Consider the following 23,441-nt stretch of genomic DNA (forward strand, 5'->3'; position numbering starts at 1 on the left):
CATTTTTTTCTTTACACCATACATATACCCTTTTTTAGTTGGGATATAACAGCTTTTCGGTTATGATAAAGTAAAGAAAGCAAATTTTGGGCACAGGGTGGTTTTTATGATCCGAACGTGCGTCATTACAAAAGATTTTGAGGTTATATATGATGTTTCGCTTCCGTATGTAAACAGTGACGATGTTTCCTGGTATTGGGTGGATTTTCATGAACCAACAGAAGACGAGGCAAAGCTGCTTGCCGAGTTCTTTCACTTCCACCCGCTGGCGATTGAGGACTGTTTAGAGTATGTGCAGCGGCCAAAGCTCGATTTTTATGATCGGTATTTGTTTGTTGTGTTGCATGCCATTGATGGAAACTCTCTTGAAGCAGAGGAAGTGGATTTGTTTGTCGGACAAAATTTTATCGTTTCATTTCATAAGCAATCGATTCACGCTGTAAACGAAGTATGGATGAGAATTCAACACGAGGAAGACTTTCAGCAGGGCCCTTTTCATGTCATGTACCGCATTATCGATAAACTTGTCGATGACTATTTTCCACCTATTTACCATATTGAAGATGTATTGAATGAATTAGAGGAGAACACGAATGATGAGACGATTCAAGAAATTATTGAAAAAGTGTTTGATATTCGCAGCGACTTATCGAAGCTGCGTAGAACGATTGTACCGATGCGCGATTTATTGTATCGAATTATCCATTCCGACCGCCTGCAGCGGATGAAAGAGCGGCAATTGTATTTTCACGATATTCACGATCATTTATTGAAACTGTCGGAAATGATTGAGACGAACCGCGAGATTACGTCGGATATTCGCGATAGCTATTTGTCGTTAAACTCAAACAGAATGAATACGATTATGATGACATTAACCGTCATTACGACTATTTTTATGCCGTTAACGTTTATTGTCGGCATTTATGGAATGAATTTTGATTATATGCCAGAACTACATTGGAAATACGGCTATTTTACCGTTCTCGGGGTAATGGCCTTCATTGCACTTTCGATGTTTTTCTGGTTTAAACGGAACGGCTGGTTCCGGTTTCATAAGGGAAACGATATGAAAGATAGGCGGTAATGGAAGCGTCTGATGACAGTGCTTCTTGCGTATATATAAAGGAAAAGTACATAAAGGAGAGGGAAAATGAAACGGATTGCGGTTATTGGGCAGTCAGGGGATATTCCCGACGAGGTGCGACATATTGCAGAGGAAGTGGGAGCAGAAATTGCCAAGCGCAACGCTGTTTTATTAACAGGCGGCGGAAGTGGCGTCATGGAGGCGGCATCGAAAGGAGCGAAAGAAGCAGGAGGGCTTGTCGTCGGCATTTTAGTGGGAGACCGTGTTGATGTCGCGAACGATTATATCGACATTCCCATTACAACAGGCCTTTATTTTGACTTCCGCAGCTTGATCCTTGTTCATTCCGCCGATGCGCTTATTATGATTCGCGGCGGAAACGGAACGTTGGGCGAGTTATCGGCAGCATATATGAATAAAAAACCAGTAGTGATTATCGAAACGACCGGGGGATGGGCGACCAAAATAAAAGAGGTTGTCTATGAAGGCGGCTATCTAGACGAGCGTCGTACGGTGGAAATCGCCTTTTGTCGCTCGGCAAAGGAAGCGGTAGAACTGGCGTTTCAGCGAATGGAAGAGCCAATCGATGTGATGAAAAATACGGGGCGAATCGGAGATTAATCAACGGGAACCGCTGTATGAGACAGGCCGTCAGTTTCATATATATGTATGGTAGAAAGAATGTCAGAAAGGGGGAAGCTGATGGCTAAAGGTATTTGGGGAGTAGATTCGGCACAAGCCGTAACGGAACAGCTGTTTCAATGTGCCAGAAGCGAGCTTGGCTACCCAAAATTTTGGGGGCGTTATTTATCGGATGTCCCGAACGTTTCCGATGGCTTGACGAAAGAAGAAATTACACGCCTCCGAAATTACGGAGTCAAAGTGCTGCCGATTTATAATGCGTTCCGTGAAGCGGTTGGATATGCAAACGGACAAGTGGCAGCGCGCAACGCAGTATTCCATGCGCGGCGCCTTGGCATTCCAAAAAATAAGGTGATATTTGCGAACATTGAAGATTTTTTTGCTGTTGATGCATCATGGATTGTCGCTTGGGTGGAAACGCTGCATCCGACAGGGTATCGGCCAGGGCTTTATGCCGATCCGACGAAAGGGGATTTCGCGGCTGCTTATTGTGAGGCGGTACAAAGAAACAATCAAGTGGCCGTGCAGGCGATTATTTGGAGCGCAGCGCCAAGACCGGGGACGACAACAGAGCAGAAAGCGCCACGCTATCAGCCGGCTTCCCTAAATTGCAGTGCGAACATCTGGGCTTGGCAATACGGCCGTGATGCCGAGTCGTGTCCGGTGGATACCAATTTGGTGGACCGCCGCCTCCTTGATTTTTTATATTGATTTCCAGAATAGTTGTGGCTGTTTCGCTGCAACTATTTTTTCATGCTATTTCTGACTGCCGCAGGGAAGAAAATATTTCTTATTTTATGCCTCCAACGCTATAATGATTATAGGTTGTATTGACTATATCAAAAATAGGGAGGAAGTATGATTCAGTGCCGGAAAAATCACCTGTTTTGTTGGAAAGCGGGACGAATGAATTAGAAATTATTGAGTTTTTGCTTGGTGATCAGCGTTTCGCCATCAATGTGATGAAAGTAAAGGAAATTGTGACTCCTCTTCCAATTACGAAAATTCCTCATTCCCACCCTTATATGGAAGGGATTATTGAGCTTCGCGGGGAAGTGCTGCCGGTCTTCGATTTGGCCAAAGCGCTTTGTTTTCCTGCTTCCGCCCATCCTGAGCATGACAAATTTATCGTTGCCGAATTCAATAAACAAAAGATTGTATTTCGTGTGCATAACGTCATGCGCATTTACCGCATTTCCTGGACGCAAATCGAAAAACCTTCGCAAATGCACCAAGGTTTAGAAGGGCAAGTGATCGGCATTGTCAAACTGGAAGGGCGAATGCTCTTGCTTTTGGATTTTGAAAAAATCATAGCGGATGTGAACCCGAATTTAGGTGTCAATGTACAGCAAGTCAAAAAATTGGGGAAACGGGAGCGTTCAGAAAAAAGGATCATCGTTGCCGAAGATTCTCCATTATTGCGGAAGCTGCTTCATGATACATTGTCGGAAGCTGGCTATGGACGCGTCGAGTTTTTTGAAAACGGAGCAGAAGCGCTTCGCTATTTGCAATCGGTTGTTGCAGACGGAAAAGATATTGCCGAAGAAGTGCAACTTGTCATTACTGATATTGAAATGCCGCAAATGGATGGCCATCATTTTACAAAACGGATTCGAGAAGATGAAAGGTTAAGGAAACTCCCCGTTATCATTTTCTCTTCCCTTATTACAGAAGGTCTTCGCCATAAGGGAATGAAAGTCGGCGCAACAGCTCAAGTAAGCAAGCCGGAAATTGGCGAGCTGATCGAGATGATGGACAGCTATGTTTTATAATGCCGCTAAGAGAGACAAGAACCGTTATTCCTTACAGATTACCAAGTTCCGAAGCGCTGTCTGGCAGAAAAATAAGGGGGAGAGCGAATGAATGAGTATGTGGTGCAATTTATAAACAGGATTCGGGAACAGATAAAGCGGTGGAAAGCAGAAAAATTGTTGCCCGCGAGGAGTTGCTCCGCTTCCTCCGTTCCGCGGCAAGAACAGCAACTATTATTGGACGGGATGATATCGAGGCAAAAGCACATCAACTTTTCAATGAATTGGAAGGGCAGCTGCAACAAAAGTGGACGGTAAAAAAAGCATATGAAAGTTTGAGGAGCGGTTTCACGAACTAAGTTGCATAGCGATGCTCGATTTAGATCATTTTAAAAAAGTGAATGACCGTTTTGGCCATCTTGGTGGCGATATTGTGCTGCAGGAATTTGCCCGTTTTCTCTGTCGGAAGACGCGGACAGGGGACACCGTTGTCCGCTTTGGCGGCGAAGAGTTTATCGTTTTATTGACAAAAACAACGGCCAGAGATGCTTTACGCGTGATCGAGCGATTGCGGAACGATTTAAGCGCGCATTTGATTCAAACAGACGAACAGCAAATTTCCTGCACGTCCTCGGGCGGGATTGTTGGAATCAATGATCCTTCCAAACCGCTTGAATATTGGCTGGAGATGGCAGATCAAGCGCTATATGCCGCAAAGCAGCAAGGCGGAAACTGCATAACGGTCGCTAAGCCTGTAGATGAACGCTGCTAAATTTCAAAACGGGAAAACGGCTTCCAAAAGTCGGAAGCCGTTTTTAGTAGCTTTCTCCAAGCCGTTTAAATACCGGCCTTGGCTGCGGCTGTTTTCGTTTCGGAGGAGTTTCGCTGATCCCGGTATAGGCTTGCAGCAGCGCCTTCGCCTGGGACAGGGGCATTCTTGTGACAGGATTTCGGTAAGAATCGTTTAATGTTCCAAGATGCGGAAGGGTGGCGAAGTCTTTTTTTGTTGGGGGAATATGAAAATAGTAGTCGCCGACGGAAACAAGAACGTCGGACTGCTGTTGGCTATATTTTGGGTTGCGGGAAAAATGAAGGCCGATTTTTTTCGCTTTTCCTTCCTGCAGCAGCTTTTCAATCGCTTTTTTCTTCAAAAGGTAAAGAAAAGAAGGATTTAATGCCGTTTTGGCATGACGATTGACGATAAAAATCGCTTTTGCAATGTTGTCCACCGTCAGTTCCAACGGTCTCATCAGCATATCTCCTTTTTTAATTATTTTATTTTTTATTATACAAAATGAACATATGTTTGCAAAACGGCTTTTTTGGATGTCAAAAAGAAGGAGAATACGTCTGCTGAACCTAATGAAAAAGTTCCCTAATGATGCCATATTTTGCCTTTATGCACGATGCTGCAATGTAAAAACAGTCAGTTCCGGCGGCGACAAAAAGCGGAGCGGCACCCTTGTCGTTCCGAGCCCGCGGTTTACATATAGCGTTAAATGGCGAATACGGTAAAATCCTTCATAATATTTTTCCGACAGCGGCGGCGTAATTAGCGGACCAATAAACGGAAGCTGGACTTGCCCGCCGTGGCTGTGCCCGGATAGTTGCAAATGAACGGGATAGTGGTTTGTCTGTATGGCGCCGTCCGGCTCGTGCAGCAGCAAAATCGTATAAGTGGAATCAGGAATCGACTCAACCATCTTCGCGAAGTTTGGCCTACCAAGCATCATATCATCACTGCCGGCGATGGCGATGAACCGCCCATGCTGCCGCCGAATGAGAACGTGCTCATTGACAAGCATGCGAAATCCAGCTTTCTCCATAATATGGCGATATATATCGGTTCCATATCCACCGTGGTCATGGTTTCCGTAAATGCTAAATTTCCCAAGTGGAGCGCGAATGTGGGAAAGTGCGTCGGCAACCGCATCAATGTGCGGATACTTGTTTGGTTCATGCAGCAAATCGCCGGTAAACAATACGATATCGGGCTGTAATTCGTTTATTTTTGCGATCGTATGGCGAAAGCGTTGTAATCCGTAATAATGGCCTAAATGAACATCGCTAAATTGCAACAGTTTTGTCCCGGTAAACTCTTTTGGGATCAGCGGGTGGGAAATAATATGATGGGTAACGGTTAATTGAGCTGGCTCAATGAAACGGGCGTAACCGTAGCCGAATGATGATGTCAATATTCCGCCAAGGCCGGTAAGAACCATTTTTTTTAAAAATGTGCGCCGGTTCATTTTTGCAGTTTCCAAATGTTCCATTATCATGCCGTCCTTTCACAATTAGTTTTATTATAGCGGAAAATTAAAGAAAAGAACAATAGGATAAAAATAATGTTAGAAAATTCTTTATTCTCGTAGTAAGATAGAAATGAATGAATCATCAGTCATTTGTGAAGGAGGAGAAATATGAACGGAAAAGTCATTATTGTAACCGGCGGTTCGAGCGGGATGGGGAAGTATATGGCAAAGCGATTTGCGGCGGACGGCGCCAACGTCGTCATTACCGGAAGACGGCTGGAAGCGCTTGAGGAAGCGAAAAAAGAGATTGAATCGTCCAACGGAAAAGTGTTGCCGATACAAATGGATGTGCGCGACCCGGAATTAGTGGCGGAAATGGTTAAACGGACGGATGCGGAATTTGGCAAAATTGATGCACTCATTAACAACGCGGCGGGCAATTTTATTTGTCCGGCGGAAAAGCTATCGATTAATGGCTGGAATAGCGTCATCAATATCGTATTAAACGGTACATTTTATTGCAGCCGCGAGGTCGGGAACTATTGGATTCAACGCGGCCAAAAAGGTTCGATCATCAACATTGTTGCTACATATGCCTGGCACGCCGGCGCAGGGGTGATTCATTCTGCAAGTGCGAAAGCGGGAGTATTGGCGATGACAAGAACGCTCGCTGTCGAATGGGGAAAAAAATACGGATTCCGCGTCAATGCGATTGCCCCTGGGCCGATTGAGCGGACGGGAGGAGCAGAGAAGCTGTGGGAATCAGAGGAAGCGGAAAGGTTGACGATTGAAAGCGTTCCGTTAGGACGACTTGGCACACCGGAAGAAGTCGCTGCTCTCGCCGCTTTTCTGCTCTCGGATGACGCGGCTTATATCAATGGGGAATGTATTACGATGGACGGAGGACAATGGCTCAATCGGCGCCCGTTTTAACATATCACGAAAGAAGTCTCCCACTTTTAAACGTGAAGGTGCGATAACACCAGTGAAAGTGAAGCGTAAAGGATTCTTGTATGTTGCTTATCGTTCGGCGATAACATACAAGCCTCTTGAACCCCCCCCCTCTAAGCGAAGCGCAGGTGGCGGGTAGTTCACATGGATAAGCGGTTTCCTAACGGCAGGGAACCGCTTTTTGTTTCGACAGCATGGACGAATGTTTATTTCATGCAAACATTTTTTAGACAGGACAGCCTTAACGATGCAGTTATGGGGGGTGGACGTATGATATAATTAAAACAAAGAGGGTGTATGCAAAAGAGGTGAGCAGGGTGGATGCGTTAGACGTAATGGCAAATTTGCAGCAAGTTTTTCCATACTATCAGGCTATTTTTAGCGCCGATGAACATTGTGTCATTGGCTATGAAGTATTAGGAAGATATCAGTCTGAAACAGGGGTTGTCAGTTTAGGTCCGTTTTTCCACGATGATACAATACCGGAAGAATTCCGTTTAGAAGTAGATGAAGTGGTAACCAAAAAAGCGCTCGATTATTTTCTTTCCCTCGACGATTATACACCGCTCATTTTTTTAAACCGCGATGCGAATTTATTGATGCTTGACCGCGCCGATTCGTTTTTGCAGCTGCTTCTTCAATATGAAACAAGAGGATTGTCGTTAGAACGCATTGTACTCGAAATTAATGAGCAGCATTTTAAGGGTGATTTAGATCAGTTAAGCCATTTATTGACCTATATCCGTACGTATGGAGTAAAAATCGCGGTAGACAACATCGGAGAACATAGCAGCAACTTAGAAAGAATCGGCGTGCTGTCGCCAGATATTTTGAAAATTGATTTGCGTCAATTGCGGAAGACTTCCGTTCATCAAGCATATCAAGACGTTCTATATTCTATTTCGCTGCTAGCCCGCAAAATCGGCGCCACACTTTTATACGAAGATATCGAAACATCTTTTCAATTGCAATACGCGTGGCGAAACGGCGGACGTTATTACCAAGGGTACTATTTGGCGAAACCTTCTCCAGAGTTAGTGCCGCGCGATATGTTAAAGGAACGTCTGCGTCAGGAATGCCATCATTTTATTCAACAGGAAAAGAAAAAGCTAGAAACGCTTTATCATATTTCCGAACAGTTTCAGCAGCGGCTGACGGCGCTTTTGGCCAAATATAAGAAAGTCACGGATTTTAATGAGCTGATTTCGCTTTTAGCGAATGAGCTGAATGATGTTTGTTTCCGCATTTATGTTTGCGACGAGGATGGCTTCCAACAGTCTGCCAATATGTTTAAGCGTAACGGCCGCTGGGAGCTTGAGCCGCAATATTATATGAAAAATTGGAGCTGGCGTCCGTATTTTTTAGAAAATATTATTCGCATGCGCTCGCGCAAACGCGGAATTTTATCCGATCTGTACGCCGACATCGAAACCGGGGAAACGATCCGCACGTATTCGTACCCGATTGACGGTGAGCACTACTTGTTTATTGATTTATCGTATAATTATTTATTCGAACATGACGCCCATTATTAAAGATGGTATAAAATCTTTTCCTCGTGGCAAAGTAAGCATGAGGTGAAGAAACAATGGCACAGCTGATATTTGTATTGTCCATCCTTGTCGTTCTTATTGCCGTTATTGCATTTGTCTTCACGTATCGTCTTGGTCGCCAGCAAAAATGGCAGGAAGAACTCGATGCTCCGATCCCAAAGGCGGTGCAGGAGCATGCCTATTTGCGCAACCCTATTTTCTTAGCGTATTTGCTGGCGGCTTTGCTGGCCGCGGTTGTTATTTTTTATTTGGCGTTGCGCTACTGGTAAGCAATAAGCAATGGAGCAGTCCTATTAAGGAGTGCTCTTTTTTTTGCTTTATCGTCATATAAACAGCCATGTGTGGTCCGAGTTCGACAATTTGAGGACCGTTTTAGGCAAATAAAAAGTTCAGAAATCCCGTTATATCAAGGATTTTGGGGTTGTCAACCTGGGAAAAACACTGAATTCCATAGGCACACGTTTTTCTCTTTACCCTTTTTAAAATAAAGGAATATTTATTATATATAGGCATGTACATACGGAGAGTCACACGCAAAAACAAAGATGGAACAACGGTCGCTTATCTCCAGCTTGCTCACAACGAATGGGATCCGAAGGCCAAATATGCAAAAGCGAAGGTGATTTATTCGTTTGGGCGTGAAGACGAAGCGGATCGCGCCGTCTGGAGCGTCTGGCCAAAGCATCTCGCGGTTCCTTTCTCCTGAGCAGGTTTGGGAAGCGCGGGAGTTGGCAGGAGAAGCTTCCGAATTTCGATTTCAATCATGCAAACGCCTTGGCGGCGTTTGACTTCTTGACCAGCTATGGAGACAGTTAGGACTCGATGACATTCTGAAAACCTTGTTCGCTTCCCGTCATCACCAAATTCCGTTGGAACGGCTCATTTTCGCGATGGTCGCGAATCGAGCCCTTCATCCGTCGAGTAAATTGGCGATGGAGGATTGGGTCGAGAAAGAAGTGCACATCCCGAACCTTCCTCAGGTGGCCAGCCACCAGCTTTATCGGGCGATGGATGAATTATTGACCGTGCAATCGGAATTGGAGCGTCAAGTATTCCACGCCGTTGCCGATTTATTGAATCTAGAAGTCGATCTGCTTTATTTTGATACGACCTCTTCCTATTTCGAAGTCGACCCGTCCGAAGCGCCGGAAGAGGAGAGCTTTCGAAAGCAGGGATTTTCAAGGGATAAGCGCCCGGATCTTTTGCAAATTGTCATCGGACTCGCCATGACACGGGAAGGAATCCCGATTCGGGCTTGGGTATGGCCAGGGAATATGATGGACATGACGGTCATCAAACAAGTGAAAAACGATTTAATTGGCCGGAAGCTCGGGCGTGTGATCAGCGTCATGGACCGGGGATTTTCGTCTGAAGAAAATTTGCGGATCTTACAACAAGCCGGTGGGCATTATATCGTGGGGGAAAAAATCCGGTCCGGAAAGGCTGCCGCCAAAGAGGTGATGAGCCGGCGCGGGCGGCTATCATCAAGTTCGGGAGAATTTGCACATCAAGGAAATTATCGTGGGGGGCGGAGAAGCGCGTCAGCGCTATGTCATCGCGTACAATCCCAGCGAAGCCGAGCGTCAACGGAAGGAACGGAAGAAGCTGCTCGAGTCATTGAAAGAGGAGCTGGAACAGGCGGTCCGTGAAGCCGAAAAGTATGATAGCAAATTTCTTCGAAATACGGGGACCTTTATCGGCGGACAGAACTGATCGCCAAACAAGGGCAAACCTTTGTGGCTCTAGGGCTGGAGCCTCCCCCGAAGATCCTAGGCATTCATCCTTGCTCCTAGATACACGCCACAAGTATGCTAATCGCCTCTCAGCCCTTCTGCATCAAGGACTGGGAGGCGATTTATTTGCCTAGTCACTGTCGAACTCGGGGAATGGCTTGAAGGACAATTTCATCGAAGATCTCTTGGTAAATCTCAGACTGTTGAAACCGCCGCCGGCGGTTTTGGCTGAAGATGGAGTGATGAGGCACCGGATCAGTCAGAGAAAGTCCAACAAATCAACGATAGGCGATGTTCACCCGGATTTCCTCAATGAGGCGTCTTTCCGAGCGAATTCCGTATAAATAACAATTAGTAATATCTTGAACAACATGACTGGGTCGATGCAAGGACGACCATTGTCTTCGCAATACAATGGACGGCACTTTTCCGCGATAAACGAAAAATCGATGGTTTCATTTATTTTTCTAAACAAGTGATCTTGGGAACAAGGTCTTCTATGTTAACCACTTCTGGTTGGAATTTTCTAGATGTATTTGTTCTAAACATAGAAACCTTCCTCCGCTAATATTTTTTATTTTCTTATCTTATGCATACGAATTTAAACTCAGCTATGCATTATAATATAACCTGCTCCTCCAAGTTTCTCCATAAGTGATGCGCTTCCCTGGCAATATGTTCTAATAAATCTGGCGGTGAAGTTGTAACAGCAGCACATTGTTTGATTAGATCGTCTAATTCCAATTTAAATGCTTCGAGAGCTTTAGCTTCTTTAATAACCATTTGGTTAAAGCTGTGTAAAACCGGTAATACCTCATTACGTGGACGGCGTATCATTGTTGTTAGTGCATTTGCTTGGAGAAAAAGGTTATCAAATTTTTTTGTCATTTCTCTTACTCTATCATGAAGTTCATAATTTGATGGATCTAAATAGTGGCTTATAAAGCGAAGATGATCAGCCATCTGCCTCAACCAAAAATAGTTTTCATGCAGGGTTGCGTCCGCAGGTGAAACTTGTTTACCACTTTGTATTAATTTAAAGACTGATATAGTTTCTTCTGCTTCCCGTATCATGTGGTCGAGAAGTGATTGCGGTGTTGAAATAATGACTTCACAGCGTAAAGCTTTATCCATTGTATAGGTGAGTAAACTGTGAAATTCACGTGTGGCATGTTTAGCTTCATCAATCAAAATTCCAACATCTGTTTTTTTTGATTTTGCTTTTTCCCATATTGAACCCAAACGCTGAATTATATACTGGTTCGTACGGGCTAGTTCCAGTTCATAATGGCTTATTTCTCTATCGAAAAATCGACCGTGATCAAAATTGTTTTGTACCCAGAAAGCTATTATCCCATAGATGTCTCTTTCATAATGATCAGTATAGGACATTGTCTCACCTCATTCTTGTTAATAACTAATCTAATGATATGTAAGACATTTGCCGCTTATACTCATGTTATCTTACAATGGTACACCCTCGTTGCCAAAAAAAATTGGGGTGTTGGGTAAGGCAAGATCCTTTCGGAGCCGTTCCTTTCCTAAGAACCATGCGTATGAGTTTCCTTGTACACGGCTCAAGTCTCTAATATCCAAACTCGAACTCGGGTGTGGGTAAATAGAATAAAATGCGCTTGGACGGTAGGCAATAAAAGCTTTTATGGGCAGGCAAGGAAGGGTTTTTTTCATAAATTTTTTCCGTTTGTGCTGAATATATATAGTTTGCAAAGGAGGAATGAAAAATGGGGAAGCTGGGGCTTGAAACATTATCGCATGAAGAGCAGCGCTTGCTTTTGGATCTTTTGTTTACCCAACAATATGCATTAGAGCTTGTTCGCTGTGAGATTGCTGACATTGAAAATGGGGATAAGCAAGTGGATGTAAAGCGATATCAACAGCTTTTGCGTTTATATGACCGTCTTCTGCAGGAAACATAGAATTTTAAATAATACTATCGTTCCGTTGGCAAGCGATAGTATTTTTTTATGGAAGGCAATAAAATATGATAAACTGAAGAGGGGAAACGCTAAAAAGAGAAAGGCGGAAGACAGGTATGACAGTTTTGGAAAACAAAGAATTTGCCAAGATGACGGTGGCGCAGTTTCTTATTCCTTCGGATAAAGTAGCGCACGTCCAACTTGGGAACTATTTAGACCACGCGTTATTAGTATTAACCAAAACCGGTTACTCCGCTATTCCTGTATTGGACACTTCCTATAAACTTCATGGATTAATCAGCATGACAATGATCATGGATGCGATTTTAGGATTGGAACGCATTGAATTTGAGAGGCTGGAAACAATGAAAGTCGAGGAAGTGATGAATAAGGATATTCCGCGTCTTTTATTGGATGATGACATCGTTAAAGGAATTGGACTGATTGTCAACCATCCGTTTGTTTGTGTAGAAAATAAAGACGGCTATTTTGAAGGGATTTTTACAAGGCGAGAAATACTTAAACGATTGAATAAACAGCTGCGAAAGCTTAATGATTACCATAAATCATATTAAAAATAAGCTGAACGATAAGCAGAAAGGTAATGGTGTGCAATAAAAATTGCAGCTGTTTTTGCTTCAGTTTTTGCGCCACTCGTACCGATAATTGTGCACCGATGAATGATCCAATCGCTAAGAAGGGAGCGATATGCCAGTTGATATGACCGTTGTATAAGTAGGATGTCAGTGCTCCAAAGCAGCTAATAAAAGTTTGAAATCTTGTAAACGCGATGGCAGATAGGTAATCCATGCCGGTGCGCAAATAAGCATACATGAGCATTGTTGCTTGGCCTGGGCCGAACATTCCGTCATAGACGCTAATGCCGTAAAGAATAGGATATAAGGTTTTAGGGAGAGAAGGAGCCGCTGCCGCATGCTCAGGCTGTTTTTTGAAAACTTGCAGGCATGGTGCAAACATTAACAAAATAATGGCGATGATGGTCATCGTTCGTTCAGACAACAACGAGGCGATGACTCCTCCTGTTGCTCCTCCACCAAGGCTAATAGGGATGATCAGCAACAACTGTTTCCAACGAATGCTTTGCTGGCGAAATAGGACGAAGAAGCTGGAAAACGAACTGATTGTATTGGAAAACTTGGCGGCGGCAATGGCCTGATGGATAGGGACACCAATCATAAGCAAAACAGGCATGCCAATAAGGCCACCGCCGCCAGCTAATGTACCAACGAACGAAGTCGCAAATCCAACAAGGACAAACAGTACCCAGTCCATGCAGGGCACCCCCTTTCTCCAAACGTTCTACAGCTATTGTATTCATTTTATAACAATAAGAAAATTTTAAAAAAATGGACGGAAATGATAAGGAAAACTTATCAAAAGGGTGATAGCTTGAATATTTCGGAGTATGAAATGCTTACCGTTTTGGCGGAAGAATTAAATATGAGGAAAGCGGCAGCCCGGCTCTATGTTACTCAATCCGCATTGTCCCAGCGACTACAGGCGATAGAAGCCAGCTGGAATGTGAAAATATTTATCCGGTCTCAGAGAGGTTTACTGTTAACACCAGAGGGAGAAAAAATTGTCCAGCTTGCAAAAGAAATAGTGCAGAAAACGAACAAAGTAAAAGAAGAGATCGAACAACTGGCCGGACAAATAAGTGGAACATTAACATTAGCGGTTGTTTCCATTGTTGCGCAGCATTGGCTTCCCACAGTTTTAAAAACGTTTATGATGTTATACCCAAATGTAAATGTGTCGTTGACAACGGGATGGACAAGCGAAGTCTTAAGCGGCATGTATGAAAATCGGTTTCAACTCGGAATTGTTCGCGGAAAACCAAATTGGAGCGGGATTGCGACACGTTTATTTACGGATCAGTTATATTTAGTAGACCAAGAAATTCAATCTCTAGAGCAGTTGCCCCATACCGACCGGCCGTTTATTCAATTTAAAAGCGACTCGACGTATTCGCTGCACATTCAACAATGGTGGCATGAGCAATTTCAAGCCCTTCCGCCGCGAACGGTCATCGTCGATCAAATCGAAACATGCAAACAGCTTGCTTATCATGGAGTTGGCTATGCCATTTTACCGGAAATTGCTTTAGATGACCGAGAGCAACATCTTGTTCATATGATTGCGCTAAAAGATAAGCATGGCGAATGGATGACGAGAGATACATGGCTTATAAGCTCGGAAGCAGCATGGCAGCTTCCGCAAGTACAAGCCTTCCAGAAGGTGCTGCAAAATTTTGTTTCATGAATTTATGCTTGTCACCATTATCTCTGTTTTGCTAAAGTAAAAAAGAATACAGATGTAAAGGAGGATGTGGCCCATGAAGATGATGGATGCAAATGAAATCATTTCGTTTATTCAAAACAGCAAAAAATCCACCCCTGTTAAAGTATACATAAAAGGGAACCTGGAAGGAATCGATTTTGGCGCAAGCGCGAAAACGTTTATTACAGGGAATACTGGCGTTGTTTTTGGGGAATGGCAAGAAATTCAAGCGGCGTTGGAAGCCAATAAAGACAAGATCGAGGATTATGTCATTGAAAACGACCGCCGCAATTCCGCGATTCCGCTTCTTGATTTGAAAGGAGTAAAAGCGCGCATCGAGCCGGGCGCAATTATCCGTGATCAAGTCGAAATTGGCGATAATGCGGTTATTATGATGGGGGCGGTCATTAACATCGGCGCCGTCGTCGGTGAGGGGACGATGATTGATATGAACGCAGTGCTCGGCGGCCGCGCAACGGTCGGAAAGAACTGCCATGTTGGCGCCGGCGCTGTCTTAGCAGGCGTGATTGAGCCGCCTTCCGCTAAACCAGTGATCGTTGAAGATGATGTAGTGATTGGAGCGAACGCCGTTATTTTAGAGGGGGTTACGGTCGGCAAGGGCGCCGTTGTTGCAGCAGGTGCTGTTGTAGTGGAAGATGTGCCTCCGTATACGGTGGTGGCTGGTGTGCCGGCGCGCGTGATTAAGCAAATTGATGAAAAAACAAGAGCAAAAACAGAAATTAAACAAGAACTTCGCCAGTTATAAACATAGCCAAACACGAAAGCTGTCCCATCTTTGGGCAGCTCTTTTTGCAAATGGAGGGGATAGTATGTCATTGATTAGTCCTTTTGTTGCGATTCGCCGCGATCTGCATAAAATTCCGGAGCTGGGGTTTCAAGAATTTAAGACGCAGCAATATTTATTGCGCTATATTCATACGTTGCCGCAGGAACGGTTGGAAATTCAAACGTGGAAAACCGGGATTTTTGTGAAAGTAAAAGGAACAGCGCCGCGAAAAATGATCGGCTACCGCACCGATATCGACGGCCTGCCGATTAAAGAAGAAACGGGGTTGCCATACAGTTCGGAGCACGAAGGAAATATGCATGCGTGCGGACATGATATGCATATGAGCATCGCCCTCGGAGTGCTCACCTATTTCGCAAACCACCCAATCAAAGACGACCTATTATTTATTTTCCAGCCGGCAGAGGAAGGGCCGGGCGGGGCAAAACCGATGCTAGAAAGCGACATCATGCAAGCGTGGAAGCCGGATATGATTATCGCGCTGCATATCGCTCCGGAATATCCGGTCGGCACGGTTGCGACGAAAGAAGGTTTGCTGTTTGCTAATACATCGGAACTATTTATTGATTTAAAAGGGAAAGGCGGACATGCCGCGTTTCCGCACCTAGCGAACGATATGGTTGTTGCTGCCTGCGCTCTTGTCATGCAGCTTCAGTCTATCGTTGCCCGCAATGTCGATCCGCTTGACAGCGCGGTGATTACCATCGGCAAAATTTCCGGCGGGACGGTGCAAAATGCGATTGCCGGGCAGGCTCGTTTAGAAGGAACGATCCGCACCTTGTCGGCCGCCGCGATGAAAAAAGTGAAAGAGCGGATCGAAGCGATGGTAAGCGGCATCCAACTTGCGTATCAATGCGAAGCGGAAATTGACTATGGTGCGATGTACCATCAAGTATATAACGATCCGCAGTTAACGAGCGAGTTTATCCGGTTTGCCGAAAGTTATCCGGAAATGCAGATAGTCCGCTGCAAAGAAGCAATGACGGGCGAAGATTTTGGCTATATGCTTGCTGAAATTCCGGGGTTTATGTTTTGGCTTGGTGTCGATTGCCCTTATGGGCTTCATCATGCCAAAATGGCGCCAAATGAAGCGGCGATCGATCGGGCCATTGACTTTTTGACATCGTATATTTCGTGGAAAGGAAACAACGGTTAATGGTATAGTTCCACCTTCATTAAGGCACATTATGTATATGAGGAGGTGGAGTGCGATGGCGAAAATTGGGGTAGAACACTCGCTGACGGATGTGCAAGAAGCGTTAAAAGCGAGAGGACATGAAATCATTCCGCTTCGCGGGGAAAATGATGCCAAAGGCTGCGACTGTTGCGTGATTACAGGCCAAGATGCCAATGTAATGGGGATTCAAAATGCGATGACTGCCGGTCCTGTTATCGAAGCAAGCGGTCTGACAGCAGAAGAAATTTGCCAAAAAGTTGAAGAAAAATTGCGTTAATCGTTGACGGGCTGTCCGCATCAACAGCCCGTTTTTTGTGAATAATGAGAATGCAGCCCGTTCCAACGAGCAAATGATTTTGTTTTACCAGTTGAGGATACTATACTAAAAGTAAAGCGGTTGAGGGAAAGAGGGATATAAGCATCGCAAAAATGGAATCCATATACAAAGCATGGAGCATAAGGTAATAAAAAATAACTTTCTTTTTAAATTAATTATCATTTAATATTGACTAAAATTATCAATATCATTATAATAGTATTTGTCAATATAATGAGTGGTATTAACGAAAACACCATCAAATAAAGAAAATGGAGGGGTACATATGGCAGAACGCATGGTAGGAAAACAAGCACCTCGTTTCGAGATGCAAGCAGTATTGCCAAACGGCGAATTCGGACGTGTCAGCCTTGAAGAAAACATGAAAAACGGCAAATGGACTGTGCTCTTCTTCTATCCAATGGATTTCACGTTCGTATGCCCGACAGAAATCACCGCGATTTCTGACCGCTTCGATGAATTTGAAGATTTAGATGCCGTTGTGATCGGCGTTTCGACAGACTCTGTATATTCGCATAAAGCATGGATGAAAGTGCCTCGCGAAGAAAACGGCATCGGCGAAATTAAATATCCGTTAGCAGCAGACCCTACTCATCAAGTTGCCCGCGATTATGGTGTTCTTATTGAAGAAGAAGGCGTTGCGCTTCGCGGCTTATTTATCATCGATCCGGAAGGCGAATTAAAATACGCTGTCGTTCATCATAATAACATCGGCCGCGATGTCGATGAAGTATTGCGCGTGCTTCAAGCGCTACAAACCGGAGGCCTTTGCCCAGCAAACTGGAAACCAGGCCAAGCAACATTGAAAGTGGAATAAGGAAAAAGAAGAAAGGTCTAACATGACGTTAGACCTTTCTTTACAAAAGTATATAGCCATGAGCCTTTGACTAGAGTTTTGGGATGAAATGGAAAAGGGTTTTTGAACCGAGTCGACAGGGCGCTAAACACCAGTGAGGTGTTTGCCTATGAAAGTTTGGCCGAACAAGAGTGAGTGCTTGCAAGCAGGTGTAGGAAAAACTCTTTAGTACGTCAGAGCCCACCGGCTTAGTCGTGTGGAGGTTCTGAAGGGAGGGATGAACATGAAACTGCGTGAACCAATGCCGGAATTAACAGGTGCTACGGCAACGCTCAACGGCGAAGTAACAAGAGAACAATTGATTGGAGAAAAACCAACATTAATCCACTTTTGGTCGGTAAGCTGCCATCTTTGCAAAGAAGCGATGCCGCAAGTAAACGAGTTCCGCGACCGCTATAAAGATAAGCTGAACGTCGTCGCCGTTCACATGCCGCGTTCAGAGAAAGACTTAGATATCGAATTGGTCAAAAAAGTTGCTGAAGAACATGGCATTACGCAGCCGATTTTAGTGGATAACGAACATAAAATTACCGATGCCTTTGGAAACCAATATGTGCCTGCTTACTACGTATTTGATGCGGAAGGCAAACTGCGTCATTTTCAAGCAGGCGGAAGCGGCATGAAAATGCTGGAAAAAAGAGTAAACCGTGTATTGGAAGAAACAGAAAAGGCACAGTAGCAATAAAGAAAGGCGAGAGGAACGAAAAAACGATGTTTTCGTTCCTCTTTTGTTTTTGCTAAAATAAATAGGGAAAATATAGAAACAGCGACAGTGGATAGTGGAGGAATGAGTGTGAAAAAAAAACAATTTGCTGTCATTGGCCTCGGCCGTTTTGGCGGAAGCATTTGCCGCACGTTAAGCGAGCAAGGAATGGAAGTGCTGGCCATCGATGTTGACGAAGATCGCGTCAATGAGTTTGCTTCGATTGTTTCTCATGCAGTAGTAGGAGATTCGACCGATGAAAACGTGTTGAAAAGTTTAGGCATCCGCAATTTCGATCATGTTATTGTGGCAATTGGCGATAATATTCAAGCGAGCATTTTAACGACATTGATTTTAAAAGAGTTAGGCGTGCAGCATATTACCGTAAAAGCGACAAATGACTACCATGAAAAAGTGCTGAAGAAGATTGGCGCCGATCAAATTGTCCATCCAGAGCGGGACATGGGAGAGAGAATTGCCTATAACTTGATTTCCAACAATGTTCTTGACTATCTGGAGCTCTCGGATAAGCATAGCATTGTGGAAATCGTCGCCAGTGAGCGCTTAGATGGACATTCGCTGCTAGAACTCGATATTCGCGCACGCTATGGAATCAACATTGTTGCGATCCGGCGCGGTACAAATGTGATCGTGTCGCCGTTAGCATCCGAAATTATCCGCAAAGGCGATGTTTTAGTGGTCATCGGCGCCGATGAAGACATCGACCGTTTTGAAGAAAAAGTAGTAAGCAAATAAAACAGCTGTTCCGGTTTAGGAACAGCTGTTTTATTTATATTTCCATAATAATTGGTAAAATCATCGGTCTCCGTTTTGTTTTTTCATATAGGAATGGCGCAAGGGTTTCCGTAATTTCGTTTTTAATTTCCGACCATTGATTCGTTTTGCGCTCAAGCACTTTTTCAAGATGTTTCGTAATGAGGGACTGCGCTTCATTAATTAAATCGCTCGATTCGCGCATATACACGAATCCACGCGAAATAATATCCGGACCGGCTGCGATTTTGAACTCTTTCATGTTAATGCTGACAACGACGATGACAAGGCCTTCTTCCGATAGAATGCGGCGGTCGCGCAAGACGATATTCCCGATATCGCCGACTCCGCTGCCATCAATGTAAACGGAGCCGGATGGAATTTTGCCGACGATGCGTGCGTCATTTTTGCTTAGCCCAAGCACTTCGCCGTTATCCATAATGAAGCAGTTTTCTTCCGGCACTCCGCAATCGACTGCAAGCTTGGCATGCATTTTTTGCATGCGATATTCGCCGTGAATCGGCATAAAATATTTCGGTTTCATTAAACGGATCATTAACTTTTGCTCTTCTTGCCCGCCGTGTCCGGAGGTATGAATATCGTTCAGCGGCCCATGGATGACTTCGGCCCCGGCGCGGTACAGCATGTTAATCGTTCGATTGACGCTTACCGTATTGCCCGGAATTGGCGAAGAAGAGAAGACAACTGTATCGCCAGGCATAATTTGGATTTGGCGATGGGTGCCATTGGCGATGCGAGACAGTGCGGCCATTGGTTCTCCTTGGCTGCCGGTACACAAAATCGTCACACGATTGGCAGGAAGGCGATTAATTTCGTTTGCGTCGACAAAAGTATCTTTAGGACATCTAATGTAACCGAGTTCTTGTCCGATTTCAATCGCAGCCTCCATGCTTCTTCCGAATACAGCAATTTTGCGATTATTCATTACGGCTGCTTCCGTTACTTGCTGCAACCGATGAATGTTAGAGGCAAAGGTAGCAAAAATAATGCGTCCTTGCACTTTCCGGAAAATATCATGAATGCTTTCCCCAACGCGGCGTTCCGACATGGTAAAATGCGGAATTTCACTATTGGTGCTGTCAGAAAGCAGACAAAGGACCCCTTCTTTCCCTATTTCCGCCATCTTCGTTAAGTTGGCCGGTTCGCCGACCGGGGTAAAGTCAAACTTAAAGTCTCCTGTATGAACAATTTGGCCAACCGGAGTTTTGACGACAATTCCATAGCTGTCAGGAATGCTGTGCGTCGTCCGGAAAAATGTCACCGCTGTTTTATGAAAGCGAATGATATCATCTTCGCGAACTTCAATAAGTTTCGCTTGTCTGAGGAGCCCGTGTTCTTCAAGTTTGTTGCGGATTAGCCCGAGCGCTAATTTTCCGCCGTAAATTGGAATATTCACTTGTTTAAGCAAGTATGGAATTCCGCCAATATGGTCTTCATGCCCGTGAGTAATAAACAGTCCCTTTACTTTCTCTGCGTTTTTTACTAAATACGTGTAATCAGGAATGACGTAGTCAATTCCGAGCAGTTCATCTTCAGGAAATTTAATTCCCGCGTCAATGACAATAATTTCATCTTGAAATTGTACGCCATATGTATTTTTCCCGATTTCACCTAATCCGCCGAGGGCAAATACACCGACTTGTTGATCATTTAAAAATTTCATATTCAAATCTCCAATACTTTAAAATCAGGATTTTTCTTTTCATATTCTAGGTGGGCTCCCTCCAACGGCTGAATATATTCGATATTCATCGTACGACCGCGCAGTTTTTGGCGTACTTCCCGTTCCGACTCCGCTTCAATATAGAGCGTTTTTGTTTTTTCTCTCACAGGCACTTCATCAGGGTTTTCTTGGTAAAACACTTTAAAAATCATTCTAAAATCTCTCCTTATTGAACGATTATTCCTTTAACCTTTTTATTATATATAAAGTAAGGATGGTTTTCATGTTTTTTTTCACTATATTATATAGGATAAAGAAAATGGGAAAAAGAAAGGATAGGGGAAAAATATGATATGTAACATCTTTGACGAATTTTTATGTTTTCATTCGCTTTTTAGAAAGAAGCCCTTCTTAGGGGAAGGGCTGTTATCATAAAGGTTAGGCGATCGATTTTTTCCGGAGCAGATCTTTCCATTGTTGAAGCAGCTTCTTTTTCAGCTTTTTCAACATTTTTCATCACTCCTTACTTCCTATTGTACTCATTTCTTGGTGAAAGTAAATGTCCTTCTTCTATATTATATTATATGTGAACAAAGGCTTGTTTTTCATGGATAAAAGTGGAACGAGGCTTTTGCCTGCTGTTTGACATTTTCAGCTTTTTTCAGTACGGTAAAGAATGAAGAAATTAAGCGTTAAGGGGAGAGATTGTGAAGCGAAAAATTGTATTTTTTGACATTGATGGCACGCTGCTTGATGATGAAAAACAGCTCCCGCCGTCGACAGTAAGGGCCATTCAGGAATTAAAAAAGGCGAATGTGTATGTAGCGATTGCCACAGGCAGAGCGCCGTTTATGTTTGCTAACTTGCGAAAGCAGCTAGGAATTGATTCTTTCGTCAGTTTCAACGGGCAATATGTAGTATTCGAAGGGGATGTTATTTATAAGCATCCGCTTGAACGGCAAAAATTGCATGAATTAAAAGAAGACGCGCATCAAAACGGCCATCCGCTCGTTTTTATGAATGCGAATGAGATGAGAGCGAGCATGGAAAATCATCCGTATATCCATGTCAGCATGGGGAGCTTGAAATTTTCCCACCCTCCGTTTGATCCGCTTTATTATGAAAATGAAGACATTTATCAAGCGCTTTTATTTTGCAAGGCAGAAGAAGAACAAACATATATAAAAGCATATCCGCAGTTTCGCTTTGTCCGTTGGCATAATGTATCTACTGACGTATTGCCGGTAGGAGGATCGAAAGCGGAGGGAATCCGGAGAATGATTGAGAAACTCGGCATTGCCAAGGAGGATGTGTACGCGTTCGGCGACGGGTTGAATGACATTGAAATGTTAAAGTTCGTGGGAACTGGCGTTGCGATGGGCAACGCACAGGAGGAAGTGAAAAAAGCGGCCGATTTCATTACGAAGCCGGTTGGAGAAGAAGGGATATTATACGGATTAAAGCAGCTTGAGTTAATTCCGTAAAAAAGGGCATATATCCAGTGCAGGATATAGCCCTTTTTACGTTTAACGTTCGATGGGAATAGCATTGTCCGGCACTTTAAAAGGATTTTGTGGATCGATATGGTCATAAAACATAATGCCGTTTAAATGATCGATCTCATGTTGAAAGACAATGGCGGGCAACCCTTTTAAGCGCAGGGTTACTTCTTCGCCGTCGATTGTCGTTCCGGTCACAGTAATGCGGGCATAGCGCGGCACATATCCCGGAACGTCGCGGTCGACCGATAAACATCCTTCACCGCTCGTTAAGTAACATTGTTGAACAGAATGGCTGACGATTTTCGGATTAAATAGCGCATAGCTATATAACGTGCCTTTCTCGTCGGTAACATGAACGGCAATCATTCGCTTCGATACATTGATTTGCGGAGCGGCCAGTCCAATTCCGGGACGCAATCCATACTTTTCAGCAAGTTCCGGGTTTTGACTCATTTTTACATAATCAAGCAGGCTTTGCAAAATTCGTTTATCTTCTTCCGATGGAGGAAGAGGAACAGGTTCGGCTACTTTCCGCAGCGTCGGGTGTCCTTCTTTAATAATATCTTTCATCGTAATCATCATGTCTTCACTCCCTGTATGACGTTGATGTCTGAATTAAGTCTAACAAAAATATATTTTGGACGTAAACTAAAATGAAACAGATACATGGGAAAGGAAGAGAAAACGTTGCAAAAGATGATGCAAAGGTGGATGGGATTTATTGCCGCATTACTGCTGCTTGCCGGCTGCAGTCATCTTATTGGCAAGCAAGAGGTTCTTTCGGCTGTTCAGAAAATGGCTACCTATGAAAAGGGCGCAATAGAAGAGCAGAAAAAACTAACGGAATTGGAACAAAAACAAAATGCATTATATGCCCGCATGATGTCGTACGGCTTCAAACATTTTACAAAAGTGGCGCAGTTAGCGAAAGAAGCATTAACGATCATAGAGGAGCGGAGAAAATATCTTGCCGGAGAATATAAGGCAATGCATTCAGGAAAACGGCAGTTAAATGTGATCAAAAGAGAAATGAGCGGGCTTCACGATGAACATGCAAAACAACGGATCAACCAATTCGTTGAAATCGCGGAACAACGCTATGAAACGTATGATAAGCTGTATGTCCAGTATAAAGAGATGCTGACATTAGAAAAAGAACTTTATATTTTATTGCAAAATAAAGATGTAACGGCCAAACGGCTTCAGCAGCAAATCGACCGAATTAATGAACGTTATCGGAACATAATGGATATAAACGGACAATTTAATGCCTATACAAAAAAGTATAATAAGGAAAAAAAGCAATTATATCATATGTGGAAATAAACATAATTTAGGAAAGCGGGGGCTGTATTTTTCCCCCTTTTATATTTTGCAAAAATATAAAACAGGA

General features: G+C 43.9%; 28 protein-coding genes and 2 pseudogenes. 21 read left to right on the forward strand and 9 right to left on the reverse strand.

The genetic code is table 11. The annotated features are described in order from the left end of the window. Window positions 1-106 precede the first annotated feature (106 nt). The 6 genes from corA (at window position 107) to HT574_RS02185 (ending at window position 4,252) form a co-directional block, all read left to right on the forward strand. The gene (gene corA, locus HT574_RS02160) at window positions 107-1,087 is read left to right on the forward strand and encodes a magnesium/cobalt transporter CorA (RefSeq protein ID WP_017434610.1); all 981 of its coding nucleotides are present in this window, start codon (window positions 107-109) and stop codon (window positions 1,085-1,087) included. Window positions 1,088-1,153: 66 nt separating this feature from the next. Next, window positions 1,154-1,708 (forward strand): TIGR00725 family protein, encoded by a 555-nt coding sequence (locus tag HT574_RS02165; protein ID WP_175243311.1) that lies wholly within the window; start codon window positions 1,154-1,156, stop codon window positions 1,706-1,708. Between the two features lie 81 nt (window positions 1,709-1,789). Continuing rightward, the gene (locus HT574_RS02170; protein ID WP_175243312.1) at window positions 1,790-2,440 is read left to right on the forward strand and encodes a glycoside hydrolase domain-containing protein; all 651 of its coding nucleotides are present in this window, start codon (window positions 1,790-1,792) and stop codon (window positions 2,438-2,440) included. Window positions 2,441-2,595: 155 nt separating this feature from the next. Beyond that, window positions 2,596-3,501, forward strand: coding sequence for a chemotaxis protein (locus HT574_RS02175; protein ID WP_175243313.1), 906 nt, complete (start codon window positions 2,596-2,598; stop codon window positions 3,499-3,501). 140 nt (window positions 3,502-3,641) lie between these two features. Then, on the forward strand, window positions 3,642-3,839 hold the full coding sequence (locus HT574_RS02180; protein ID WP_175243314.1) for a hypothetical protein: 198 nt from the start codon (window positions 3,642-3,644) through the stop codon (window positions 3,837-3,839). A gap of 11 nt (window positions 3,840-3,850) precedes the next feature. Continuing rightward, entirely contained in the window at window positions 3,851-4,252 is a 402-nt protein-coding gene (locus tag HT574_RS02185; protein ID WP_175243315.1) for a GGDEF domain-containing protein, read from the forward strand. Between the two features lie 43 nt (window positions 4,253-4,295). Here the strand turns inward: HT574_RS02185 and HT574_RS02190 are convergent, their stop codons facing one another. Then, on the reverse strand, window positions 4,296-4,730 hold the full coding sequence (locus tag HT574_RS02190; RefSeq protein ID WP_175243316.1) for a YkyB family protein: 435 nt from the start codon (window positions 4,728-4,730) through the stop codon (window positions 4,296-4,298). Window positions 4,731-4,877: 147 nt separating this feature from the next. Continuing rightward, the gene (locus HT574_RS02195) at window positions 4,878-5,753 is read right to left on the reverse strand and encodes a metallophosphoesterase (RefSeq protein ID WP_175243317.1); all 876 of its coding nucleotides are present in this window, start codon (window positions 5,751-5,753) and stop codon (window positions 4,878-4,880) included. A gap of 147 nt (window positions 5,754-5,900) precedes the next feature. On the opposite strand from HT574_RS02195, the gene fadH reads away from it, so the two are divergent. From fadH to HT574_RS20310, 4 genes and pseudogenes are all read left to right on the forward strand, one after another. Then, on the forward strand, window positions 5,901-6,665 hold the full coding sequence (gene fadH / locus HT574_RS02200) for a 2,4-dienoyl-CoA reductase (protein WP_175243318.1): 765 nt from the start codon (window positions 5,901-5,903) through the stop codon (window positions 6,663-6,665). Window positions 6,666-7,000: 335 nt separating this feature from the next. Further along, entirely contained in the window at window positions 7,001-8,218 is a 1,218-nt protein-coding gene (locus HT574_RS02205; protein ID WP_175243319.1) for an EAL domain-containing protein, read from the forward strand. A gap of 53 nt (window positions 8,219-8,271) precedes the next feature. Continuing rightward, the gene (locus tag HT574_RS02210; RefSeq protein WP_175243320.1) at window positions 8,272-8,505 is read left to right on the forward strand and encodes a hypothetical protein; all 234 of its coding nucleotides are present in this window, start codon (window positions 8,272-8,274) and stop codon (window positions 8,503-8,505) included. A 242-nt stretch (window positions 8,506-8,747) separates the two neighbouring features. Next, window positions 8,748-9,922 (forward strand): annotated as a pseudogene (locus HT574_RS20310) (IS1634 family transposase); the annotation flags it as partial. Window positions 9,923-10,115: 193 nt separating this feature from the next. On the opposite strand, the pseudogene HT574_RS19730 reads toward HT574_RS20310, so the two are convergent. Together HT574_RS19730 and HT574_RS02225 are read right to left on the reverse strand one after the other, a co-directional pair. Further along, window positions 10,116-10,518: pseudogene (locus tag HT574_RS19730) on the reverse strand (transposase); the annotation flags it as partial. A gap of 69 nt (window positions 10,519-10,587) precedes the next feature. Next, window positions 10,588-11,361: a DUF2935 domain-containing protein gene (locus tag HT574_RS02225; protein WP_175243322.1), complete on the reverse strand. Its 774-nt coding sequence runs from the start codon at window positions 11,359-11,361 to the stop codon at window positions 10,588-10,590. 350 nt (window positions 11,362-11,711) lie between these two features. On the opposite strand from HT574_RS02225, the gene abbA reads away from it, so the two are divergent. Both abbA and cbpB read left to right on the forward strand, forming a co-directional pair. Continuing rightward, window positions 11,712-11,906: an antirepressor AbbA gene (gene abbA, locus HT574_RS02230; protein WP_175243323.1), complete on the forward strand. Its 195-nt coding sequence runs from the start codon at window positions 11,712-11,714 to the stop codon at window positions 11,904-11,906. Window positions 11,907-12,022: 116 nt separating this feature from the next. After that, window positions 12,023-12,481 carry a cyclic-di-AMP-binding protein CbpB gene (cbpB, locus tag HT574_RS02235; protein ID WP_175243324.1) on the forward strand — a complete coding sequence of 153 codons (459 nt, stop codon included), beginning with the start codon at window positions 12,023-12,025 and terminating at the stop codon, window positions 12,479-12,481. Here the strand turns inward: cbpB and HT574_RS02240 are convergent. Continuing rightward, on the reverse strand, window positions 12,456-13,199 hold the full coding sequence (locus HT574_RS02240) for a sulfite exporter TauE/SafE family protein (RefSeq protein ID WP_175243325.1): 744 nt from the start codon (window positions 13,197-13,199) through the stop codon (window positions 12,456-12,458). The genes cbpB and HT574_RS02240 overlap by 26 nt on opposite strands. Before the next feature lie 117 nt (window positions 13,200-13,316). Between HT574_RS02240 and HT574_RS02245 the strand changes: the two genes are divergently transcribed. From HT574_RS02245 to HT574_RS02275, 7 genes are all read left to right on the forward strand, one after another. Then, window positions 13,317-14,189: a transcriptional regulator CcpC gene (locus HT574_RS02245; protein ID WP_375154079.1), complete on the forward strand. Its 873-nt coding sequence runs from the start codon at window positions 13,317-13,319 to the stop codon at window positions 14,187-14,189. 73 nt (window positions 14,190-14,262) lie between these two features. After that, window positions 14,263-14,973: a 2,3,4,5-tetrahydropyridine-2,6-dicarboxylate N-acetyltransferase gene (gene dapD, locus HT574_RS02250; protein ID WP_017434626.1), complete on the forward strand. Its 711-nt coding sequence runs from the start codon at window positions 14,263-14,265 to the stop codon at window positions 14,971-14,973. A gap of 64 nt (window positions 14,974-15,037) precedes the next feature. After that, window positions 15,038-16,171 (forward strand): N-acetyldiaminopimelate deacetylase, encoded by a 1,134-nt coding sequence (locus HT574_RS02255; RefSeq protein ID WP_175243326.1) that lies wholly within the window; start codon window positions 15,038-15,040, stop codon window positions 16,169-16,171. A gap of 55 nt (window positions 16,172-16,226) precedes the next feature. Then, complete coding sequence (locus HT574_RS02260) at window positions 16,227-16,469, forward strand: YkuS family protein (protein WP_017434628.1); 243 nt, start codon at window positions 16,227-16,229, stop codon at window positions 16,467-16,469. A 325-nt stretch (window positions 16,470-16,794) separates the two neighbouring features. Then, window positions 16,795-17,346 carry a peroxiredoxin gene (locus HT574_RS02265; protein WP_175243327.1) on the forward strand — a complete coding sequence of 184 codons (552 nt, stop codon included), beginning with the start codon at window positions 16,795-16,797 and terminating at the stop codon, window positions 17,344-17,346. A 262-nt stretch (window positions 17,347-17,608) separates the two neighbouring features. After that, window positions 17,609-18,064 (forward strand): TlpA family protein disulfide reductase, encoded by a 456-nt coding sequence (locus tag HT574_RS02270; protein WP_175243328.1) that lies wholly within the window; start codon window positions 17,609-17,611, stop codon window positions 18,062-18,064. A gap of 114 nt (window positions 18,065-18,178) precedes the next feature. Then, on the forward strand, window positions 18,179-18,844 hold the full coding sequence (locus HT574_RS02275; RefSeq protein WP_309138265.1) for a potassium channel family protein: 666 nt from the start codon (window positions 18,179-18,181) through the stop codon (window positions 18,842-18,844). Window positions 18,845-18,878: 34 nt separating this feature from the next. Here HT574_RS02275 and rnjA read toward each other — a convergent pair whose 3' ends face one another. The 3 genes from rnjA to HT574_RS20165 form a co-directional block, all read right to left on the reverse strand. After that, on the reverse strand, window positions 18,879-20,546 hold the full coding sequence (rnjA, locus tag HT574_RS02280) for a ribonuclease J1 (RefSeq protein ID WP_175243330.1): 1,668 nt from the start codon (window positions 20,544-20,546) through the stop codon (window positions 18,879-18,881). A gap of 2 nt (window positions 20,547-20,548) precedes the next feature. Continuing rightward, on the reverse strand, window positions 20,549-20,758 hold the full coding sequence (locus HT574_RS02285; protein WP_017434633.1) for a DNA-dependent RNA polymerase subunit epsilon: 210 nt from the start codon (window positions 20,756-20,758) through the stop codon (window positions 20,549-20,551). 182 nt (window positions 20,759-20,940) lie between these two features. Then, window positions 20,941-21,063 carry a hypothetical protein gene (locus HT574_RS20165; protein WP_017434634.1) on the reverse strand — a complete coding sequence of 41 codons (123 nt, stop codon included), beginning with the start codon at window positions 21,061-21,063 and terminating at the stop codon, window positions 20,941-20,943. Between the two features lie 190 nt (window positions 21,064-21,253). Here HT574_RS20165 and HT574_RS02290 point away from each other — a divergent pair, with 190 nt between their 5' ends. Continuing rightward, window positions 21,254-22,030, forward strand: a complete 777-nt coding sequence (locus tag HT574_RS02290; protein WP_017434635.1) for a Cof-type HAD-IIB family hydrolase — start codon at window positions 21,254-21,256, stop codon at window positions 22,028-22,030. A gap of 42 nt (window positions 22,031-22,072) precedes the next feature. On the opposite strand, the gene def is transcribed toward HT574_RS02290, so the two are convergent. Beyond that, entirely contained in the window at window positions 22,073-22,627 is a 555-nt protein-coding gene (def, locus tag HT574_RS02295) for a peptide deformylase (RefSeq protein WP_026078418.1), read from the reverse strand. Window positions 22,628-22,744: 117 nt separating this feature from the next. Here def and HT574_RS02300 point away from each other — a divergent pair, with 117 nt between their 5' ends. Continuing rightward, window positions 22,745-23,374, forward strand: coding sequence for a YkyA family protein (locus HT574_RS02300; protein WP_254698585.1), 630 nt, complete (start codon window positions 22,745-22,747; stop codon window positions 23,372-23,374). Window positions 23,375-23,441 lie beyond the last annotated feature (67 nt).

This window comes from Parageobacillus sp. VR-IP (assembly GCF_013357975.1).
Lineage (GTDB): Bacteria > Bacillota > Bacilli > Bacillales > Anoxybacillaceae > Saccharococcus > Saccharococcus caldoxylosilyticus.

Bases quoted from the DNA above. Each gene is read 5' to 3' on its own strand.
- HT574_RS02170 (WP_175243312.1), top strand. From the start codon at position 1,790: ATGGCTAAAGGTATTTGGGGAGTAGATTCGGCACAAGCCGTAACGGAA.
- dapD (WP_017434626.1), top strand. From the start codon at position 14,263: ATGAAGATGATGGATGCAAATGAAATCATTTCGTTTATTCAAAACAGC.
- HT574_RS02240 (WP_175243325.1), bottom strand. From the start codon at position 13,199: ATGGACTGGGTACTGTTTGTCCTTGTTGGATTTGCGACTTCGTTCGTT.
- HT574_RS02190 (WP_175243316.1), bottom strand. From the start codon at position 4,730: ATGAGACCGTTGGAACTGACGGTGGACAACATTGCAAAAGCGATTTTT.
- cbpB (WP_175243324.1), top strand. From the start codon at position 12,023: ATGACAGTTTTGGAAAACAAAGAATTTGCCAAGATGACGGTGGCGCAG.
- fadH (WP_175243318.1), top strand. From the start codon at position 5,901: ATGAACGGAAAAGTCATTATTGTAACCGGCGGTTCGAGCGGGATGGGG.
- HT574_RS02285 (WP_017434633.1), bottom strand. From the start codon at position 20,758: ATGATTTTTAAAGTGTTTTACCAAGAAAACCCTGATGAAGTGCCTGTG.
- def (WP_026078418.1), bottom strand. From the start codon at position 22,627: ATGATTACGATGAAAGATATTATTAAAGAAGGACACCCGACGCTGCGG.
- abbA (WP_175243323.1), top strand. From the start codon at position 11,712: ATGGGGAAGCTGGGGCTTGAAACATTATCGCATGAAGAGCAGCGCTTG.
- corA (WP_017434610.1), top strand. From the start codon at position 107: ATGATCCGAACGTGCGTCATTACAAAAGATTTTGAGGTTATATATGAT.
- HT574_RS02300 (WP_254698585.1), top strand. From the start codon at position 22,745: ATGATGCAAAGGTGGATGGGATTTATTGCCGCATTACTGCTGCTTGCC.
- rnjA (WP_175243330.1), bottom strand. From the start codon at position 20,546: ATGAAATTTTTAAATGATCAACAAGTCGGTGTATTTGCCCTCGGCGGA.
- HT574_RS02270 (WP_175243328.1), top strand. From the start codon at position 17,609: ATGAAACTGCGTGAACCAATGCCGGAATTAACAGGTGCTACGGCAACG.
- HT574_RS02195 (WP_175243317.1), bottom strand. From the start codon at position 5,753: ATGGAACATTTGGAAACTGCAAAAATGAACCGGCGCACATTTTTAAAA.
- HT574_RS02165 (WP_175243311.1), top strand. From the start codon at position 1,154: ATGAAACGGATTGCGGTTATTGGGCAGTCAGGGGATATTCCCGACGAG.
- HT574_RS02265 (WP_175243327.1), top strand. From the start codon at position 16,795: ATGGCAGAACGCATGGTAGGAAAACAAGCACCTCGTTTCGAGATGCAA.
- HT574_RS02255 (WP_175243326.1), top strand. From the start codon at position 15,038: ATGTCATTGATTAGTCCTTTTGTTGCGATTCGCCGCGATCTGCATAAA.
- HT574_RS02260 (WP_017434628.1), top strand. From the start codon at position 16,227: ATGGCGAAAATTGGGGTAGAACACTCGCTGACGGATGTGCAAGAAGCG.
- HT574_RS02225 (WP_175243322.1), bottom strand. From the start codon at position 11,361: ATGTCCTATACTGATCATTATGAAAGAGACATCTATGGGATAATAGCT.
- HT574_RS02210 (WP_175243320.1), top strand. From the start codon at position 8,272: ATGGCACAGCTGATATTTGTATTGTCCATCCTTGTCGTTCTTATTGCC.
- HT574_RS02185 (WP_175243315.1), top strand. From the start codon at position 3,851: ATGCTCGATTTAGATCATTTTAAAAAAGTGAATGACCGTTTTGGCCAT.
- HT574_RS20165 (WP_017434634.1), bottom strand. From the start codon at position 21,063: ATGAAAAATGTTGAAAAAGCTGAAAAAGAAGCTGCTTCAACAATGGAA.